Source organism: Pantoea sp. MQR6, from assembly GCF_022761075.1.
Classification (GTDB): Bacteria; Pseudomonadota; Gammaproteobacteria; order Enterobacterales; family Enterobacteriaceae; genus Pantoea; species Pantoea phytostimulans.
Genome location: NZ_JAKYXB010000001.1, coordinates 1,773,565 through 1,791,010, shown reverse-complemented (window position 1 = coordinate 1,791,010; position 17,446 = coordinate 1,773,565). Strand labels below are relative to the sequence as shown.

Below are 17,446 nucleotides of genomic sequence, written 5' to 3'. Positions count from 1 at the left end.
TGCCGCCAACAGCCATGATGAAAAACAGAGTTGCGAAGAAGATTTTTTGCCAGTTCATGAAGAAACCTGAGTGGATGACGTGGAGCGGGGGATAATAGCGCGCGCGAGGCAGGAGGCAAAGTGCCCAGCGTGCGTTTTTGTTATCAAGGCGTTTCGTGCAGATGAACGATATAACCTTGCTCTTTCCAGTGTTCCATCTGTTCCTGCTGGCGACGCGTCAGCTTTTTACCGGTCCAGACAAACATATTCATGCCTGGAAACAACTCTGGGCGCGGCAGATCAAGTGGTTCAGCCAAGACATCGATACGCCAGCCATGTTGCGAAAGACGCCAGCCTTCCAGCCAAATACGGGTACGATCATCAGTGCCCCAGCCAATAATCAATGCATCTTTACCGGCTTTCTTGCGGCTTGCCGTAAGGCAGAAAGCCACGTAATCGATCAATATGCCATCAAGCAGACTGCACATGGTGCGCGCCGTGTTTTGATCCAGTCCGAGCTTCTGTCTTACCGGCATGAAAACATGATCGATAAGGGCATCAACGGGATGTTCACGACCAATTGTCGCGATTTTATTGCGTAATTTAGAGGGGCGAACGTGACGTAAAACGCTAATCAATTCGTCTTGTAGGGCGGTCCAGCCATCATGCGCATCAACGTCACCGCCTTCCAGCAACGCTTTGACTTTCCCAACCGGCACGCCACTTTCTATCCAGCGTTTGATCTCTTCAATGCGATTAACATCGACGTCGTCGAACTGGCGATGTCCACCTTCAGAGCGTTGTGGCTTTAATAAGCCGTAGCGTCTTTGCCATGCGCGCAAAGTTACCGGGTTTATCCCACAGCGTTCGGCCACATCACCGATACTGTATAAGGTCATACTTTCCTCTTCATGCTGACCTGAGTCGAAACACCATAACCAGGCAAGCTAAGTTGTACAATACTTTTTTGCCTGTACAACTTGCCGGCGGGCTTATTTTGTTTGTATTCTCACTTATGAGAATAATTTCCCAAAAGTGAGACATAATCATGCAGATTCAAGATACCGAACAACGCTTAGCGGCGCGTCTTGCAGAGCTTCGACTGCAACGCGGCTGGTCGCTGGATGAACTTTCAATCGCAACCGGAATCAGTCGCGCTTCATTATCACGTATTGAACGCAGCGAGACCAGCCCAACAGCCGCGCTCCTTAATCGCCTCTGCGTGGCTTATGGATTAACCATGTCACGCTTGTTAAGCGAAGTAGAAGAGGGCGTAGACTTACTGCTTACGCGTGACCAGCAGCCGGTCTGGCAAGATGAAACCAGCGGGTTTCACCGCCGTAACGTTTCACCCCCTGCCACTCATTTTAGATGCGAATTGGTTGAGGGCAAGTTACGTCCCGGCGCTCGTATCGATTATGACGCGCCGCCACTGCACGGCATGGAGCAACATATCTGGCTACGTGAAGGCGAACTCACTGTCAGCATGGATTCGCAGCAGTGGACGATGAAAGCGGGTGACAGTTTACGTTTTCACTTAACAGGAAAATCCTCTTTCGCTGCACATCTGACAGAAGGTGCGCGCTATTTACTGGTGGTGTGCAAACCATGATCGATTATGAGCCGCTTAATGCGAGGCAGGCGCAACAGGTTTTGCCGCAGTTATGTGATGTTCTACAGGCGTGCGTGGTTGAGGGGGCCAGCATTGGTTTTGTGAATGCCGACGATCGGGAAGTCATAACGCAGTTTTGGCAGAATAAAATACGTAGCCTCGCCAGCGGCGAGTGTGAGCTGCTGGTCGCGCGTCAGCATGGCGTGGTGGCAGGCACCGTGATGGTGAATTACAGCAGCATGCCGAACGGCCGCCATCGTGCTGAAATCAGTAAACTGCTGGTGCGGCCGCAGGCTCGGCGTCAGGGCATTGCGCGTCAATTAATGCAACAGGCTGAGCAGCGTGCCCGCGAGCAAGATAAAGTATTACTGGTGCTGGATACGCGCAGCGGTGATGTTGCCAGCGATCTCTACCTTTCGCTTGGTTGGCAGATTGCTGGGTCGATTCCGTTTTATGCAGAATCGACAGCGGGAATATTGGATGCCACAACGGTGATGTTTAAAGTGTTAAAAAAAGTTTAGCGCGATTAGTGTGTTACACAGCTTGTCGCCGAACGATGTTGTAAAGCGGGGTAGCCGTTACGGCCAGCAAAACGTGTTATGCCCGATTTACCGCAGTAAGCCGGGCATAAAGTACAAGATTAAACCTGCTCTGCTAACGTCTCTACTCGCTGAATAGCGGCCAGCAGACGCGCTTCATTCACCGGTTCCGCCATCATGGCCATGTCTGGTGCGTGTACCGATTCTTTGATTATCAATGCCCGTTCGGTGTCGTCCAGTGAGGCAATGGCTTGTAACGTCAGCGGGACGCCGCAATCGCGTGCGAGCCGCATCTCATTCAGCAGTTCCGCGTCGGGGCGATTTTCCAGCGCCAGCAGGCAGAGATTACCGAAACCAACCAGCAGCCCATGACCAAACTCACGGGTTTTATCACAGAAGGTAAAACCTTCATAAATCGCATGGGCCGCAGCGGCATGCGAGCCATTGCTCATCAGCGACGTTAAGCCTGCCCAGGTAAAAATCGCATCCAAAACCTGATCTAACGCCGCGCTACTTTCGCCATTTAACACGGCCTGATAGGCATTCGGGCCTTGCTCTGCAATGACGTCGTAACAGATTTTGCTGTGTGCCAGTGAAGAGCGCGCATTGCCATCACGGGCGGGATGGCGTTGGCTGACCGCCCGAAACTCATACCATTTTGCCAGCGTGTCGCCCAATCCAGCAGCTAACCAGCGCGCCGGCGCTTTTGCCAGTAACTCACTGTCGATTAACACCGCAGCAGGCGCTTGTGGTAAGGGAAAGATATCGAAAAAATTGCCGTTGTCGTCATAGCGAATCGCTAACGGCGTGACCGCTGAACAGGTTGCGGCGATAGTGGGAATGGTCACCAGCGGCAGCCCGATTTGCGCCGCCACCGCTTTGCAGGTATCCAGCGACTTACCGCCACCCACACCGATAATCACCTCTGCTGCTAATTCCGTTGCCAATGCGGCTAAGCGATCAATGTGCGTTAGCGAGGTTTCTCCGCCGAACCACTCTTGCGCCAGCAGCGTTACGCCTGCGGCCTGCAACTGTTCACGTACCTGCGTTTCAACTGCTCGCAAAGCTTGATGACCGCCAATCAGCACGGCTCGCTGCCCCAGGCTGGCGCACAGGCCGCCAAGCTGATTTAACACGCCTGCACCACGCAGTACGCGAGCGGGAAAGACAAGGTTCATTTCATGCATTCTGTTTTTCCAGATCACCGAGGCCGGGCAGATCGCACAGCATCTCAAAAAAATAGTGTTTATCTGCGGCGAAGTCATGCCGCTGATATCGCAGGGCAAAGCAGGCATCGACTACAGCAAAAGTCGGCGTGATAATCAATCTGATCTGCCGCGACAACTGGCCATAATATTTTATTTTTTACGCTGTGCAGCCGTGAAAGAGTGAACATCACAACGCATGAAATTCTGAACATGACGCGAAAAAATCACAGCGAAAGCTGACGCCGTCCAGACACTGTGTAAAAATACAGGCAATTTCCTGTAGTAGAGCGTTCCTGGTGGTAATGAAACAATGGCCCTGACAGCAGCAATAAAAAGCCAGATAGCGCAGTGGTATAAAGCGCTGCAGCAACAGGTGCCTGACTTTATTCCGCGCCCGCCGCAGCGGCAGATGATCGCCGAAGTGGCGAAATGCCTGGCCGGTGACGATGGCCGTCATCTGGCGGTCGAAGCGCCAACCGGCGTCGGCAAAACCCTTTCCTATCTCATTCCCGGCATTGCGGTGAGCCGTGCTGAAGAGAAGCGGTTGGTGATCAGCACCGCCAACGTGGCGTTGCAGGATCAGATCTTCACCAAGGATCTGCCGCTGCTTAAAAAAATCATTCCCGATCTCACCTTTACCGCTGCTTTTGGTCGTGGTCGCTATGTTTGCCCGCGCAATTTGGCCGCACTGGCAGCGGATGACGAGCAGCAGGGCGATCTGCTGCTTTATCTGGATGACGAAGCGATCAGCAGCACTAAAGAAGAACAAACCCAATGCGGACGCTTGCAGAAGTCGCTGGATCGTTATCAGTGGGATGGTTTGCGCGATCACAGTGAAGACAACATCAGCGACAGCTTATGGCAGCGGCTTTCTACCGATAAAGCCAGCTGTCTGGGCGCGCATTGCCGCTGGTATCGCGAATGCCCGTTTTTTGTCGCCCGCCGTGAAATTGAGCAGGTGGATGTAGTGGTGGCAAACCATGCGTTGGTGATGGCGGCGATGGAAAACGAATCGGTGTTGCCGCCTGCTAAACAGCTGATGCTGGTGCTTGATGAAGGGCATCATCTGCCCGAAGTGGCGCGCGATGCGCTGGAAATGAGCGCTGATATCACACCCGGTTGGAGCAGCTTGCAGCTCGACCTTTTCGTGAAGCTGGTGGACAGCATCATGACTCAGATGCGACCTAAATCGCCGCCGCCACTGACGAATCCTGAACGGCTTAAAGCGCACTGCGATGAGCTACGTGAGCTGCTCACGATTATGAGTAACGCACTCAATCCGCTGCTGCCTACGCATAATCAGCCCGGCGAATTCCGTTTTGTGCTGGGCGAATTGCCGCAGGAAATCCTCGAACTCTGTGCGCGCCTGTTTAAGCTCAGTGATGCGCTGCGAGGCTTAACAGAAGGGCTGATCAACGCGCTAAGCGAGCAAACGGGCAAAGTGGATCTGGTGCGGTTGCACCGCAACCTGTTGCAGCTCAATCGTCAGTTTGGCTGGTTTGAGTCGGTGAGCAAATTATGGCGACTGGCGGCGTTGGAAAAAGCCTCTGGCGCGCCGGTATCAAAATGGATCACCCGAGAACTGCGTGAGGGTCAGGCACATTTGCTGTTTCACTGCGCCGGCATTCGCGTCAGCGATCAGCTGGAAAAAATGCTGTGGCGGAAAATACCGCATGTGGTGGTGACATCCGCCACGCTGCGTTCGTTGAACAGTTTTAATCGCTTGCAGGAGATGTCTGGTCTGAATGAGAAGGCTGGCGATCGCTTTGTGGCGCTCGACTCGCCGTTCAATCATATCGATCAAGGCAAGCTGGTGATTCCGCAGATGCGTTACGAGCCCGTCATGGCTAACGAAGCAGAGCACATTGCTGAGATGGCGGGATTTTTCCGTCAGCAAATGCACGAAGAGAAACACAAAGGGGTTCTGGTGTTATTTGCCAGCGGTCGCGCCATGCAGCAATTTGTCGCCTGTTTGCCCGATTTGCGTCTGTCGATGCTGGTGCAGGGCGATCAACCGCGCAGTCGATTAGTGGAGCTGCACCGCAAGCGAGTGGAAAAGGGCGAAACCAGTATCCTGATTGGCTTGCAGTCGTTTGCCGAAGGGCTGGATTTAAAAGGCGACCTGCTAAGTCAGGTGCATATCCATAAAATTGCTTTTCCCCCGGTGGACAGTCCGGTAATTTTAACCGAAGGTGAATGGCTAAAAAGCCTGAAACGCTATCCGTTTGAGGTGCAGAGTTTACCCAGCGCTTCATTTACGCTGATTCAGCAGGTCGGACGCCTGATTCGCAGCCATCAATGTTATGGCGAAATTGTCATTTATGACCGCCGTTTGTTGAGCAAAGCATACGGCAGCCGCTTGCTGGCGGCGTTACCGGTGTTTCCGATTGAGCAGCCAGCAGCGCCCGAACCTGCAAAAATAATAAGCACACCCACGCAAACCGTGCGTAAAAAACGTCCCACGCGGCGCTAAATGGCCGCGCACTTTAACGGAAGCGAGTGATGGAACTGAATAAGATTATTAAAGAGATTGGGCGTGGAAAGAATCACGCGCGTGACATCGACTTCGATACCGCAGTGGCGCTTTACAGTGCAATGCTGGCGGGCGATGTTCCCGATCTGGAGCTGGGCGGCATTTTAATTGCGCTGCGTATTAAAGGCGAAGGCGAAGACGAAATGCGCGGCTTTTATCAAGCGATGCAAACGCAAATGATGACGCTGCGTGCACCCGTTGATCGTCCTATGCCGATTGTCATTCCCAGCTACAACGGTGCACGTCGTCAAGGCAACCTGACACCTTTGCTGGCGCGGCTGCTCAACCAGCTCGGTTTTCCGGTGCTGGTGCATGGCGTGAGTGAAGATGCCACGCGCGTAACCAGCGAAGCGGTTTTTGCTGAACTTGGTGTACAACCTGCGACCACACAGCAGCAGGCGCAGGAAAAACTGGATAACGGCGAGTTGGTGTTTATTACCATCGACAACCTTTGCCCGCCCATGGCAAAACAGCTGTCGCTGCGCTGGCGCATGGGCGTGCGTAACAGCGCGCACACGCTGGTCAAATTGGCCACCCCGTTTGGTGAGCGTGAGGCGCTGCGTCTTTCCAGCGTGTCGCACCCAGAATATGTGCCGCGCGTGGGCAAATTCTTCAGTGATATTGATGCGCCAGGCCTTTTACTGAACGGCACTGAAGGTGAGGTTTATGCCAATCCACAGCGCTGTCCGGCAATCAGCTACATTCACGGCGCAGAAACGGAAGCAGAGGTGTGGGTTGAACGTCAGCCAGAAGTCACGCTGGAACTGCCAGGCGATAAAACAGCTGCCGTGACGGCGCGTTGGATTGACGCGGTGTTGGCGAAACAGCGACCGGTGCCAGAAGCGCTGCGTTTGCAGATCGCCTGCTGTTTACGTGCCAGCGGACAAAGTGACTCGCTGGACGCGGGATTACAGCGCCTTAGCGAGGCGGGTTATTAAATCAGGCTTTTGGCAGCGCCTGTTCAACCAGGTTCTGCCAAAATTCAACGCCCAGCGGAATTAGCGCATCGTTAAAATCATAACGGGCGTTGTGCAAAGGTGCCGACGGCGTTTCGCCATCCACACCTAGCCAGAAATAGGCACCCGGACACGCTTCCATCATGCAGGCAAAATCTTCTGATGCCATGGAAGGATTAACCTGCCATTTGACGTTCTCTTCGCCAAACGTGTTCAGCGCCACTGCGCGCACCTGTTCCGCTGGCTCAGCGTGATTGGCCGTTACCGGATAACCGGGTAACCAATCGATTTCTCCGCAGACGCCAAACGGTTTCGGCAGCGTACTCACAAAATCTTCAATTAACTGACGTACCCGATTGCGCACGTCGGTTTGCAGACAACGCACCGTGCCGCGCAGCTTTATCTGTTCGGGAATCACGTTGATTGCCTCGCCGCCGTGGATTTGCGTCACGCTCACTACCGCAGAGGCCAGCGGCGACAGGCGGCGTGAGGGGATTGTCTGTAACGCTAAAATCAGTTCTGCAGCGACCACCATCGGATCGGCACCACTTTCTGGCATTGCCGCGTGGCAACTTTTGCCATTCAGAGTGATTTCAAAGGAGTCAAGCGAAGCCATCATTGCGCCAGGATTCACCGCCAGCGTGCCCAGCGCCATGCCTGGCCAGTTGTGCATGGCATAAACCGCATCCATCGGAAAGCGCTGGAACAGACCTTCTTCTACCATTTTCCGCGCGCCGCCAAGGTTCTCTTCAGCAGGCTGAAAGATGAAGTGCACCGTGCCGCTGAACTGACGCGTTGCGGCCAGTTGTTTTGCGGCAGCAAGCAGAATGGCGGTGTGGCCATCGTGTCCACAGGCGTGCATGACGCCAGGTTGCGCAGAGCGCCACGCAACATCACCTTTTTCGGTGATAGGCAGGGCGTCCATATCTGCACGTAAGCCAATTACCGGACCTGCACCATTTTCCAGCGTGCCAATCACTGCCGTTCCCGCTAATCCACGAAAAACGTGCAGGCCAGCCAGTTCGAGCTGTTGAGCGACAACATCACTGGTTTTGTGCTCCTGATAGCCGAGTTCAGGTTCCTGATGAAACTGGTGGCGCCAGCGCAGGGCATCTTCAAGCAGAGCAGGGGAAAGGGTCATGCAGAAACGCGCTCCTTACGGATTGAGAAGATTTCACTTTAGAGGTCTGGCGAGCGCACGTCTATTGCCGAAACAGGGAATTTTGGCTATAGGCTAAATCAAAATGGAATAAGTAATAAGGAAGTGCGATGGGTTTGAGTCAGCGTAGGCGCGCAGAAAGTGAAGCGCGCGCGGTCCCCCATCCCAGCCTCGCCCCGTGAAGCGGGAGAAGGAGACGCTGCCACAGGCAGCTTTACTACTCGCATATTGCAGCATCTTCCTCCCCCATGTATGGGGGAGGATTGAGGTGGGGGCCAAACGACCTCGCACTCAAGAGGAGCGAGGTGGGGGCCAAACGACCTCGCACTTCTTTACTTCTGCATCGGCAGATTCAGCCCATGCGCCTTAGCACAGGCTTGCGCTTGCTCATAGCCTGCATCAGCATGGCGCATCACACCGGTGGCAGGATCGTTCCACAATACGCGACTCAGACGTGCATCGGCGGCTTCGCTGCCATCACAGACAATGACCACGCCTGCATGCTGTGAGAAGCCCATGCCCACACCGCCGCCATGGTGGAGGCTGACCCAGGTAGCGCCGCCCGCCGTGTTTAGCAGCGCGTTGAGCAGCGGCCAGTCAGAAACGGCGTCGGAACCATCTTTCATCGCCTCGGTTTCACGGTTTGGCGAGGCAACAGAGCCGCAGTCCAGATGATCGCGCCCAATCACCACCGGCGCTTTGAGCTCACCGTTGCGCACCATCTCATTAAAAGCCAGCCCGGCACGATGACGTTCACCCAAGCCTAACCAGCAAATACGTGCAGGCAAACCCTGGAAGGCGATACGTTCCTGCGCCATATCCAACCAGCGATGCAGGCTGGCATGCTGTGGGAATAGCTCTTTCAGTTTGGCGTCAGTTTTGTAGATATCTTCTGGATCGCCCGAAAGCGCAACCCAGCGGAACGGGCCTTTGCCTTCGCAGAAGAGTGGGCGAATATAAGCCGGCACAAAACCTGGAAAATCAAACGCATTTTTCACGCCTTCATCCAGCGCGACCTGACGAATATTGTTGCCGTAATCAACGGTGGGAATGCCCATATGACAGAAGTCGAGCATCGCCTGTACGTGCACCGCCATTGATGCGCGCGCCGCTTTTTCTACCGCCTTGGGATTGCTGGATTTCTCCTGCTGCCAGCGCGCCAGATCCCAATCAATCGGCAGATAACCATTAAGCGGGTCATGCGCTGAGGTTTGATCGGTGACGATATCGGGGCGTGGGCCGCCCGCTTTAGCGCGTTTCACCAGCTCCGGCAAAATCTCTGCCGCGTTACCCAGCAAACCCACGGAAATGGCTTTTTTCGCTTGGGTCGCTTCTGCAATTAGCGCTAATGCTTCATCCAGCGAGGTGGCTTTGTGATCGACATAGCGGGTGCGCAGACGGAAATCGATACGTGATTCCTGACACTCAATCGCCAGCACACAGGCGCCCGCTAAGACACCTGCTAACGGTTGTGCGCCGCCCATACCGCCTAAGCCTGCGGTCAAAATCCAGCGTCCGCTGAGGTCGTTGTTGTAGTGCTGGCGACCCGCTTCAACAAACGTTTCGTAAGTGCCTTGCACGATGCCCTGGGCACCAATGTAGATCCATGAGCCGGCTGTCATCTGGCCGTACATCATCAACCCGGCTTTATCCAGTTCGTGGAAGTGATCCCAGTTAGCCCAATGCGGAACCAAATTCGAGTTTGCCAGCAGGACGCGCGGCGCATCGGCGTGAGTACGAAACACACCGACCGGCTTACCCGATTGAATCAGCAGCGTTTCATCAGGTTTTAACACTTCTAAAGAACGCAGGATCTGCTCGAAGCATTCCCAGTTGCGCGCCGCTTTACCGATGCCACCGTATACCACTAAATCTTCGGGGCGCTCGGCGACGTCGGGATCGAGGTTGTTCTGGATCATGCGGTAAGCCGCTTCAATCAGCCAGTTAGCGCAATGCAGTTCGTTACCGTGTGGTGCACGAACTTCGCGTGCTACGGCCTGAGACAGGGTTTCGCTCATTACAGGTTCCTTATTCAGCAGACGTTACAGCGCGCATACTCGGCAGCAGCGCAGTCAAGGATTGAGGCCAGGCGGTGCGACTTGCCCACTGACGCATGGCGTCGATGTCAGGTGCCAGCAGGCGATCTTCCTCAAGGAAAGCCACTTGCTCGCGAATGGTGCTGATTTCCTGCTCGATTAAGGCCGAACTTTGCAGCGGACGATGGAATTCAATGCCTTGTGCTGCCGCCATCGCTTCAATGCCGACGACCGCAGCGGTGTTAAAGCACATGTCGCCCAGACGGCGTGCGGCGTAAGTCGCCATTGAAACGTGATCTTCCTGATTAGCGGAAGTTGGCAGGCTGTCAACGCTGCCCGGATGCGCCAGGGATTTGTTCTCAGATGCCAGCGCTGCCGCTGTCACCTGCGCGATCATAAAGCCCGAGTTCACACCGCCGTCGCGCACCAAAAAGGGCGGTAAGCCGGATAAACCAGTGTCGAGCAGCAGCGCCATACGGCGTTCAGAAATAGCGCCCACTTCAGCGATTGCCAGGGCGAGAATGTCAGCCGCGAAGGCCACCGGTTCAGCATGAAAGTTGCCGCCGGAAATGACGTCACCGGACTCGCTGAACACCAGCGGGTTGTCTGATGCGGCGTTGGCTTCAATTTGCAGGACGCGTGCGGCGTGGCTCAGGTTATCCAGACATGCGCCCATCACTTGGGGTACGCAGCGAATAGAATAAGGATCCTGTACGCGACCGCAGTTAGCGTGCGAACCCAGAATTTCACTGCCTTCAATCAACGACGTCACTGCGGCGGCAACCGCAATTTGACCTTGCTGACCGCGTGCCTGATGAATGCGTGCATCGTAGGGCTTCAGCGATCCCTTGATCGCTTCCAGCGACAGCGCGCCCGCCATGAGTCCCGCTGCGAACAGATTTTCTGCTTCGAATAATCCCCGCAGCGCCAATGCGGTAGAGACCTGCGTGCCGTTGAGCAGCGCCAAGCCCTCTTTGGGGCCCAGTACGATGGGGGTTAATCCCACTTTGGCCAGGCCATCAACGGCAGAAATCAGCTCACCGTTAACACGGACCTGACCTTCACCTAATAACATCAGCGACATGTGCGCCAGCGGAGCCAGATCGCCAGATGCACCAACCGAGCCTTTTTCGGGGATGCAAGGCATGATGCCCGCGTTGAACAAAGCCAGTAGCGCATCAACCAGTTCGATACGCACGCCAGAATGTCCACGCGCCAGGCTTACGATCTTGGTAGCCAAAATCAGGCGCGTTACGTTATCCGGTAGCAAATTGCCCAAGCCGACACTGTGTGATAGCACCAGATTGCGTTGCAGATCGGCCAGACGTGACGTGGGAATTTGCGTCTGTGCCAGCTTGCCAAATCCGGTATTAATGCCATAAACCACGTTGCCAGAGGCGACGATGGCGTCAACGGTTTGCTGTGCCTGCGCGATGGCGTTACGTGCCTGGTCATCAAGACTAAGCGAAACACCACCTTGATAGATTGCGCGTAACGTAGCGAGATCCACCTCGCCTGGAACCAGGCGCAAATGCTGAGAAGAGCCTGACATAACCTACTCCTGTCTATACAAGTTTGCTGGGGCTGTTAGCCGCTGTTAAGCGCATTGACCCCGCGGATTTATTCGAGTGAAGCATATGGGTTTAATCTTGTCTATCCTTGTATATACAATTAGCAAGGGCTGTGCCAAACCGATCACAAAATTCATGCTTGTTGTCATCTGTGGTTGCGCTGTTTTTACCGCAAGGGTTTGCACTGCAACGATGCGCCAGCTGCACTACCAACGTGCATCTACCTGATATGGATGTATATACATTTGCAGGTTGAGACAGTAAACTCGGGGTATTATCAGGATAAGGAACAGCAAATGGTCGAGCATACGGCGATAGCACAACTGGCTGCGGCCATGAGTGATGAACCCGCACCGATTTATCAGCGCGTTAAACAGGCAATCGTGAGTCAGATTCGTGAAGGGCACTGGAAAGCGAATCAGCGCGTGCCGTCAGAAAGCGAGTTGGTGAATGAGTTGGGCGTCAGCCGCATGACCATCAATCGCGCGCTGCGTGAGCTGACTGGCGAAGGTTTTTTAGTGCGAATGCAAGGCGTGGGCACCTTTGTCGCGGAGATGAAAGGTTACACCGCGATGCTGGAAGTGCATAACATCGCCGATGAAATCGCCCAGCGTGGGAATCTACACAGCTGTAAAATCCTCGCCATCGGTCAGAACAAAGCCGATCCCGAGCAGGCCGCCGTTTTAGGGCTAAGCACCGGGCAAACCCTTTACCATTCGCTGATTGTTCATTATGAAAATGAGCTGCCGGTTCAGCTGGAAGATCGCCTGGTCAATCCGCTCGTGGCACCGGATTACCTGACGCAGGATTACCATACCTTTACGCCTTACACCTATTTGATGCGCGTCGCGCCACTGACGGCGGGCGAACATATTGTTGAAGCGGTATTGCCGGATGCGCGTCAGCGTAAACATCTGGCGCTGGATGAGCACGAACCTTGCTTGCTGATCCGCCGCCAGACGTGGAGCGATACCAAAATCGTCACCTATGCGCGTTTACTGTATCCGGGTTCACGCTACAAGCTGCTGGGCCGATTCAAAGGACACGGCTGAGGCGGGTAAACAGCAGCTGCGCATCATCGCCTAAAGGCGTCAGCTGCAGCGTTTCATCCATCCACCAGACGCCCTGCTGGCGAGAAAGTGTTTCTCCGTTCGCCAGCTGCCATTCTCCGCATAACACCCACACCACACCGTTTTCACTGCCAGCCTGTTTTGTCACCACCGCAACTGAAGATTGCCAGACATCACGCCGCGTCATGATATTGAAATCTTCACTGGCGCCCCCTTTAAGGCTGGCTTGCAGTGCCCACTCACCAGGGAAAGCCCAGGGTTGATGGGGGATCAGGCGATGCTGCAAAGTCGATGTACTCAGCAAGACGTTATCACCGTGCAGCAGCGTGATAACCCGATCCACCCCTGGAAACAGTGAAAAATCCCCGTCCGCGGCAAGGGTGGCGATACTGGCGCGCCAGCCGAACTGCGCTTCACCAAGCGGAAAGCTGACGATCTCGCGCGTTTCGCCGCCGCCGTTGCGCCAGCGGCTAACCGGTAAATCAGCATAGGAAAAGCGCTTCATCGTAGTGCCGCCATGGCCTGTTTGAACCGCGCGGTGCAGGCTTCTTCTGCGGCATGATGACCGTCCTGGATAACGGCATTGCCCGCAACATACACATCACGAATCTGATCGCGCTGACCGGCAAACAGCCAGCGATTAAGCAGGGCGCGATCGTCAATATGGCTAAACCAGGCATCATCCTTGAGCACCAGCCAGTCGGCGCGTTGCCCCACGGCGAGTCCACCGCTGCGAATGCCGCACGCCTGCGCGCCACCTTGCGCCGCCTGTTGCCATAACAGATCGCCCACCGAAGCTTGATGAGGCGTGGTGATGCGATTGCGTCGGCGGTCACGCAGACGCTGCCCATATTCCAGCCAGCGCAACTCTTCCTGGGCGCTGAGCGAAACGTGGCTGTCGGAACCGATGCCCCAACGTCCGCCCTGCGCGATGTAATCAACGGCGGGAAAAATGCCATCACCCAGATTGGCTTCTGTTGTTGGGCACAAACCCGCTACCGCACCGCTGGCTGCGAGTCGGCGAACTTCTCGCTCATCCAGGTGTGTAGCGTGGATCAGGCACCAGCGCGCATCAACCTCAAAGCGGTTCATCAGCCAGGCCACCGGGCGCTCGCTGCTCCACGCCAGACTGTCATTGACCTCTTTTTCCTGCTCAGAGACGTGAATGTGCACCGGCAAAGCGGCGTCGCTGGTTGCCAGCACCTCGCGCATCTGCGCTTCGCTCACCGCCCGCAACGAATGAAAACAGAGACCTTGATTGTGCAGCGGCTTATTGCGCAGGTTGCTTTGCAACCAAGCCTGCTGCTGCAGATAGCGATCGGTTTGCTGAATAAAACGTTTTTGCCCGTCTGAAGGTGGCTGCGCACCAAAACCGCTGTAGCTGTAAAGCACCGGCAGCAGCGTTTGACCGATGCCAGCTGTCTCGGCTGCGTGAATCAGCTGCTGTAACATCGCATTATCAGGATAGGGCGCGCCATGCGGGTCGTGGTGCAGATAGTGGAATTCAGCGACCTGGCTGTAGCCGCCTTTCAGCATGTCGATGTAAAGCAGCGCGGCAATGTCGCCAACCTGTTCGGGCGTCAGGCGCTGCACCATGCGGTACATCAGATCGCGCCAGGTCCAGAAGCTGTCTTGAGGATCGCCAGCGACTTCTGCTAATCCCGCCATTGCACGTTGAAACGCATGTGAATGCAGGTTTGCCATCGCGGGGATCACGTGGCCATGCAGGGGCCTCGCCTCTTGTGCCTGACTGTCGGGAATGATTGATTCAATGAATCCAGCCTGATTGACTGAAATACGCACCTGCCTGCGCCAGCCTTCAGTAAGCAGCGCGCGGGAGGCAAAAAAAGTCGCCATGGTTGATCCTCAACGGATGTGGTTGTATATACATATACATACTTTGATGCGCAGTGTAAATCTCAGGAGCGATGAGGTGACAACAGCAGATGACTTATCAATAGACAGCCTGTGGCTAGGGGCCGATCTGGTGACTATGCAGGGCGGTAAGTACCAGATCATCGAAGATGGCGCACTGGCGGTAAAAGCCGGGAAGCTGCACTGGGTAGGGCCGCGTGAAACGATGCCGGCGTTTCACGCGCGTGAGCAGCATCAACTTTCGGGTGGCATCATCACGCCGGGTTTGGTGGATTGTCACACCCATTTGGTGTTTGGCGGCAATCGCAGCCAGGAGTTTGAGCAGCGATTAAATAACGTTAGCTACGCTGAGATTGCTGCGCAGGGCGGCGGTATTCTTTCTACCGTGCGTGCCACGCGCGCGGCCAGCCAGCAGGAGTTAGTGGCTTCTGCGCGCTGGCGACTGGATCGCTTACTGGCAGAAGGCGTGACTACGGTTGAAATCAAATCGGGTTATGGTCTGGATGAAGAGAGTGAGCTGCGCATGTTACGGGCGATTCGTGAGTTAAGCGAAAGCGTGCCAGCGGATGTGCTCGCGACCTGTTTAGCCGCCCACGGTTTCCCGCCAGAATTCAAACACAATCCCGACGGCTGGATTGATGTCATCTGCAATCAGCTATTGCCGCAGGTAAAAGCGAAAGGGTTGGCGGATGCGGTCGATGCTTTTTGCGAACATCTGGCTTTGTCGCCTGCGCAGGTGGCGCGTGTGTTTGATCAGGCAACAGCGTTGGGCTTGCCGGTTAAGTTACACGCAGAACAGCTTTCATCGCTAGGCGGTGCCGCATTGGCAGCGCGTTACGACGCGCTTTCTGCCGATCACCTGGAATACGCCACGGAAGATGATGTTAAGGCCATGGCGCAGCATGGAACGGTTGCGGTGTTGCTGCCGGGCGCGTTTTATCTGCTGCGTGAAACTCAGCGTCCGCCGGTTGAACTGTTCCGCCATTATGGCGTGCCGATGGCGCTGGCAAGCGATGCGAATCCTGGCACATCACCGGCATTATCCCTGCGCTTGATGTTAAACATGGGTTGCACGCTATTTGGCATGACACCGGAAGAGGCGCTGGCAGGCGTGACGATTTGGGGAGCAAAAGCGCTTGGACTGGAACAGACTCATGGCACGCTTGAAGCGGGCAAAGTCGCCAGCTTCGTTCATTGGCCATTAGCCCGTCCGGCAGAATTGGTTTACTGGTTGGGTGGTGAGCTGCCCTGTAAAGTCATCTATCGTGGAGAAGCACAATGAGCAGTGAAAAGATCAGCGAAACAAGCAGTGGATCCACCTGTTTCCACTTTACCCAAGGCAAGATCCCGCTGCTGGTTAGCATTCCGCACGCGGGTACGCTGCTTACGCCAGAGGTTGAAAACGCGTTGAGCGATGCCGCGCGCAGCTTGCCGGATACCGATTGGCACATTCCGCTGTTGTACGATTTTGTGCGCGATTTGGGTGCCAGCGTGATCATTGGCCGCTACTCACGCTTCGTCGTTGACCTTAATCGTCCGCCCGACAACCAACCGCTGTACACCACCGCAACCACGGGTTTGTTTCCCGAAACGCTGTTTGATGGCACACCGACCTTCGCGGAAGGAAAAACGCCAAGCGCTGAACAGCGCCAAAGCTATATTGATCACATCTGGCAGCCTTATCATCAGCAAATTCAACATGAGCTGGCGCGACTCAAAGCCGAATACGGTTATGCCTTGCTGTTTGATGCCCACTCGATTGCCAGCGTGATTCCTCGCCTGTTTGAAGGACGCCTGCCGGATATCAATATTGGTACCAACGACGGTGCCAGCTGTAGCCCAGCGGTGATTAACGCTATTCAGGCTGTGTGTGCTGAGCAAGATAAATACAGCTGGGTGCTGAATGGGCGCTTCAAGGGCGGCTACATTACTCGCGCCTACGCGCAACCTGATGAGAATGTGCAAGCGGTGCAGCTCGAACTGGCGCAATGCAATTACATGGATGAAACACCCCCCTTTGCCTGGCGACAGGAACGCGCCACCGCGCTACAGAAGGTGTTGAAGCCGCTGATACAGGCATTTATCGAGCAAGGAAAGGTGTAAACAAGCGCGTCGAGAAGACGCGCTGTGATGCTTTATGCCCGACGAGCATCCGGGCGCACTAAATCAAAACGCTGCGCTTCAGTGATGCTGTAATAGGCGCTCGGTCCGCCAGCGCGTAGAATCGGCTCGGCTTTGGCGGTTTGATAAATGCCATTTTCCAGCAGCGTTTCATCAATATGAATCGCCACCGCTTCACCCAAGACCAACCAGCTATCAATCGGCTGACCTTGTGCATCCTGCAACTGAATGAGCTGCGTGAGCTTGCATTCAAAATTAACCGGGCTTTCCGCCACTAAACTCGGCTTGACCTGCGAGGCGGGTAACGGCGTTAAGCCAGCAATAGCAAACTCATCCTGATCGGCGGGCACCGAAGCGGAGCTCTCGTTCATCGCTTCTGCTAACGAACGCGTTGCCAGGTTCCAGACAAATTCTTTGGTCTCAGAAATATTCTGCACACTGTCTTTCCATCCGCTGCTGGCGAAACCGATGATGGGCGGATGATAATTAAAGCAGTTGAAGAAGCTGTAAGGCGCGAGGTTGCGATGACCGCTGGCGCTGATGGAACTGATCCAACCAATTGGGCGTGGCCCAACAATCGCATTGAGAGGATCGTGCGGCAATCCGTGACCTGAGCGCGGTTGGTAAGAGTAACGTTTGTGCGTCATGAAATCTCCGATAGCGTTTTTTGTTTTATCTTAGTCTTACAGCATTGATTGAGTCGGCGAGAATTGTGTAAGCGGATTGTGCGAAGCCGCGTAGTTGTCTCAACCCGACGCTCTTCGCATATTCATTATTTATTTTCAGC

15 protein-coding genes are annotated in these 17,446 nt (G+C 55.0%); 7 read left to right on the top strand and 8 right to left on the bottom strand.

The window, feature by feature from the left end; translation table 11 throughout:
• Nucleotides 1-143: 143 nt before the first annotated feature.
• The gene (locus MUG06_RS08350; RefSeq protein ID WP_243078286.1) at nucleotides 144-878 is read right to left on the bottom strand and encodes a MerR family transcriptional regulator; all 735 of its coding nucleotides are present in this window, start codon (nucleotides 876-878) and stop codon (nucleotides 144-146) included.
• A 149-nt stretch (nucleotides 879-1,027) separates the two neighbouring features.
• Between MUG06_RS08350 and MUG06_RS08345 the strand changes: the two genes are divergently transcribed.
• Entirely contained in the window at nucleotides 1,028-1,591 is a 564-nt protein-coding gene (locus tag MUG06_RS08345) for an XRE family transcriptional regulator (RefSeq protein ID WP_243078285.1), read from the top strand.
• Nucleotides 1,588-2,112 carry a GNAT family N-acetyltransferase gene (locus tag MUG06_RS08340; RefSeq protein ID WP_243078284.1) on the top strand — a complete coding sequence of 175 codons (525 nt, stop codon included), beginning with the start codon at nucleotides 1,588-1,590 and terminating at the stop codon, nucleotides 2,110-2,112. The genes MUG06_RS08345 and MUG06_RS08340 overlap by 4 nt, the downstream gene beginning before the upstream one ends.
• 119 nt (nucleotides 2,113-2,231) lie before the next feature.
• Here the strand turns inward: MUG06_RS08340 and MUG06_RS08335 are convergent, their stop codons facing one another.
• Nucleotides 2,232-3,317, bottom strand: coding sequence for an iron-containing alcohol dehydrogenase family protein (locus MUG06_RS08335; protein WP_243078283.1), 1,086 nt, complete (start codon nucleotides 3,315-3,317; stop codon nucleotides 2,232-2,234).
• A 331-nt stretch (nucleotides 3,318-3,648) separates the two neighbouring features.
• Here MUG06_RS08335 and dinG point away from each other — a divergent pair, with 331 nt between their 5' ends.
• Together dinG and ybiB are read left to right on the top strand one after the other, a co-directional pair.
• Nucleotides 3,649-5,811, top strand: coding sequence for an ATP-dependent DNA helicase DinG (dinG, locus tag MUG06_RS08330; protein WP_243078282.1), 2,163 nt, complete (start codon nucleotides 3,649-3,651; stop codon nucleotides 5,809-5,811).
• A gap of 29 nt (nucleotides 5,812-5,840) precedes the next feature.
• A complete protein-coding gene (gene ybiB / locus MUG06_RS08325; protein ID WP_243078281.1) occupies nucleotides 5,841-6,809 on the top strand; it encodes a DNA-binding protein YbiB in 969 nt (322 codons plus the stop codon).
• A gap of 1 nt (nucleotide 6,810) precedes the next feature.
• On the opposite strand, the gene MUG06_RS08320 is transcribed toward ybiB, so the two are convergent.
• The 3 genes from MUG06_RS08320 to hutH all read right to left on the bottom strand — a co-directional run bounded on the left by MUG06_RS08320 (nucleotide 6,811) and on the right by hutH (nucleotide 11,574).
• Nucleotides 6,811-7,968: a M20 aminoacylase family protein gene (locus tag MUG06_RS08320; protein ID WP_243078280.1), complete on the bottom strand. Its 1,158-nt coding sequence runs from the start codon at nucleotides 7,966-7,968 to the stop codon at nucleotides 6,811-6,813.
• Nucleotides 7,969-8,318: 350 nt separating this feature from the next.
• Entirely contained in the window at nucleotides 8,319-10,004 is a 1,686-nt protein-coding gene (gene hutU / locus MUG06_RS08315) for a urocanate hydratase (protein ID WP_243078279.1), read from the bottom strand.
• Between the two features lie 10 nt (nucleotides 10,005-10,014).
• Nucleotides 10,015-11,574 carry a histidine ammonia-lyase gene (gene hutH / locus MUG06_RS08310; protein WP_243078278.1) on the bottom strand — a complete coding sequence of 520 codons (1,560 nt, stop codon included), beginning with the start codon at nucleotides 11,572-11,574 and terminating at the stop codon, nucleotides 10,015-10,017.
• Between the two features lie 315 nt (nucleotides 11,575-11,889).
• On the opposite strand from hutH, the gene hutC reads away from it, so the two are divergent.
• Complete coding sequence (gene hutC, locus MUG06_RS08305; RefSeq protein ID WP_215847254.1) at nucleotides 11,890-12,645, top strand: histidine utilization repressor; 756 nt, start codon at nucleotides 11,890-11,892, stop codon at nucleotides 12,643-12,645.
• Here the strand turns inward: hutC and MUG06_RS08300 are convergent.
• A complete protein-coding gene (locus tag MUG06_RS08300) occupies nucleotides 12,629-13,168 on the bottom strand; it encodes a HutD family protein (protein WP_243078277.1) in 540 nt (179 codons plus the stop codon). The two genes, hutC and MUG06_RS08300, sit on opposite strands and share 17 nt — an antisense overlap.
• Entirely contained in the window at nucleotides 13,165-14,520 is a 1,356-nt protein-coding gene (locus MUG06_RS08295) for a formimidoylglutamate deiminase (protein ID WP_243078276.1), read from the bottom strand. The genes MUG06_RS08300 and MUG06_RS08295 overlap by 4 nt, the downstream gene beginning before the upstream one ends.
• Nucleotides 14,521-14,656: 136 nt before the next feature.
• Between MUG06_RS08295 and hutI the strand changes: the two genes are divergently transcribed.
• Nucleotides 14,657-15,820, top strand: coding sequence for an imidazolonepropionase (hutI, locus tag MUG06_RS08290; protein ID WP_243078521.1), 1,164 nt, complete (start codon nucleotides 14,657-14,659; stop codon nucleotides 15,818-15,820).
• Nucleotides 15,817-16,641: an N-formylglutamate deformylase gene (gene hutG / locus MUG06_RS08285; protein ID WP_243078275.1), complete on the top strand. Its 825-nt coding sequence runs from the start codon at nucleotides 15,817-15,819 to the stop codon at nucleotides 16,639-16,641. The genes hutI and hutG overlap by 4 nt, the downstream gene beginning before the upstream one ends.
• 32 nt (nucleotides 16,642-16,673) lie before the next feature.
• Here the strand turns inward: hutG and MUG06_RS08280 are convergent, their stop codons facing one another.
• Complete coding sequence (locus tag MUG06_RS08280; RefSeq protein WP_243078274.1) at nucleotides 16,674-17,306, bottom strand: flavin reductase family protein; 633 nt, start codon at nucleotides 17,304-17,306, stop codon at nucleotides 16,674-16,676.
• Nucleotides 17,307-17,446 lie beyond the last annotated feature (140 nt).

Coding starts and splice junctions, on each gene's coding strand:
- MUG06_RS08350 (WP_243078286.1), bottom strand. CDS start 878: ATGACCTTATACAGTATCGGTGATGTGGCCGAACGCTGTGGGATAAAC.
- MUG06_RS08345 (WP_243078285.1), top strand. CDS start 1,028: ATGCAGATTCAAGATACCGAACAACGCTTAGCGGCGCGTCTTGCAGAG.
- MUG06_RS08340 (WP_243078284.1), top strand. CDS start 1,588: ATGATCGATTATGAGCCGCTTAATGCGAGGCAGGCGCAACAGGTTTTG.
- MUG06_RS08335 (WP_243078283.1), bottom strand. CDS start 3,317: ATGCATGAAATGAACCTTGTCTTTCCCGCTCGCGTACTGCGTGGTGCA.
- dinG (WP_243078282.1), top strand. CDS start 3,649: ATGGCCCTGACAGCAGCAATAAAAAGCCAGATAGCGCAGTGGTATAAA.
- ybiB (WP_243078281.1), top strand. CDS start 5,841: ATGGAACTGAATAAGATTATTAAAGAGATTGGGCGTGGAAAGAATCAC.
- MUG06_RS08320 (WP_243078280.1), bottom strand. CDS start 7,968: ATGACCCTTTCCCCTGCTCTGCTTGAAGATGCCCTGCGCTGGCGCCAC.
- hutU (WP_243078279.1), bottom strand. CDS start 10,004: ATGAGCGAAACCCTGTCTCAGGCCGTAGCACGCGAAGTTCGTGCACCA.
- hutH (WP_243078278.1), bottom strand. CDS start 11,574: ATGTCAGGCTCTTCTCAGCATTTGCGCCTGGTTCCAGGCGAGGTGGAT.
- hutC (WP_215847254.1), top strand. CDS start 11,890: ATGGTCGAGCATACGGCGATAGCACAACTGGCTGCGGCCATGAGTGAT.
- MUG06_RS08300 (WP_243078277.1), bottom strand. CDS start 13,168: ATGAAGCGCTTTTCCTATGCTGATTTACCGGTTAGCCGCTGGCGCAAC.
- MUG06_RS08295 (WP_243078276.1), bottom strand. CDS start 14,520: ATGGCGACTTTTTTTGCCTCCCGCGCGCTGCTTACTGAAGGCTGGCGC.
- hutI (WP_243078521.1), top strand. CDS start 14,657: ATGCAGGGCGGTAAGTACCAGATCATCGAAGATGGCGCACTGGCGGTA.
- hutG (WP_243078275.1), top strand. CDS start 15,817: ATGAGCAGTGAAAAGATCAGCGAAACAAGCAGTGGATCCACCTGTTTC.
- MUG06_RS08280 (WP_243078274.1), bottom strand. CDS start 17,306: ATGACGCACAAACGTTACTCTTACCAACCGCGCTCAGGTCACGGATTG.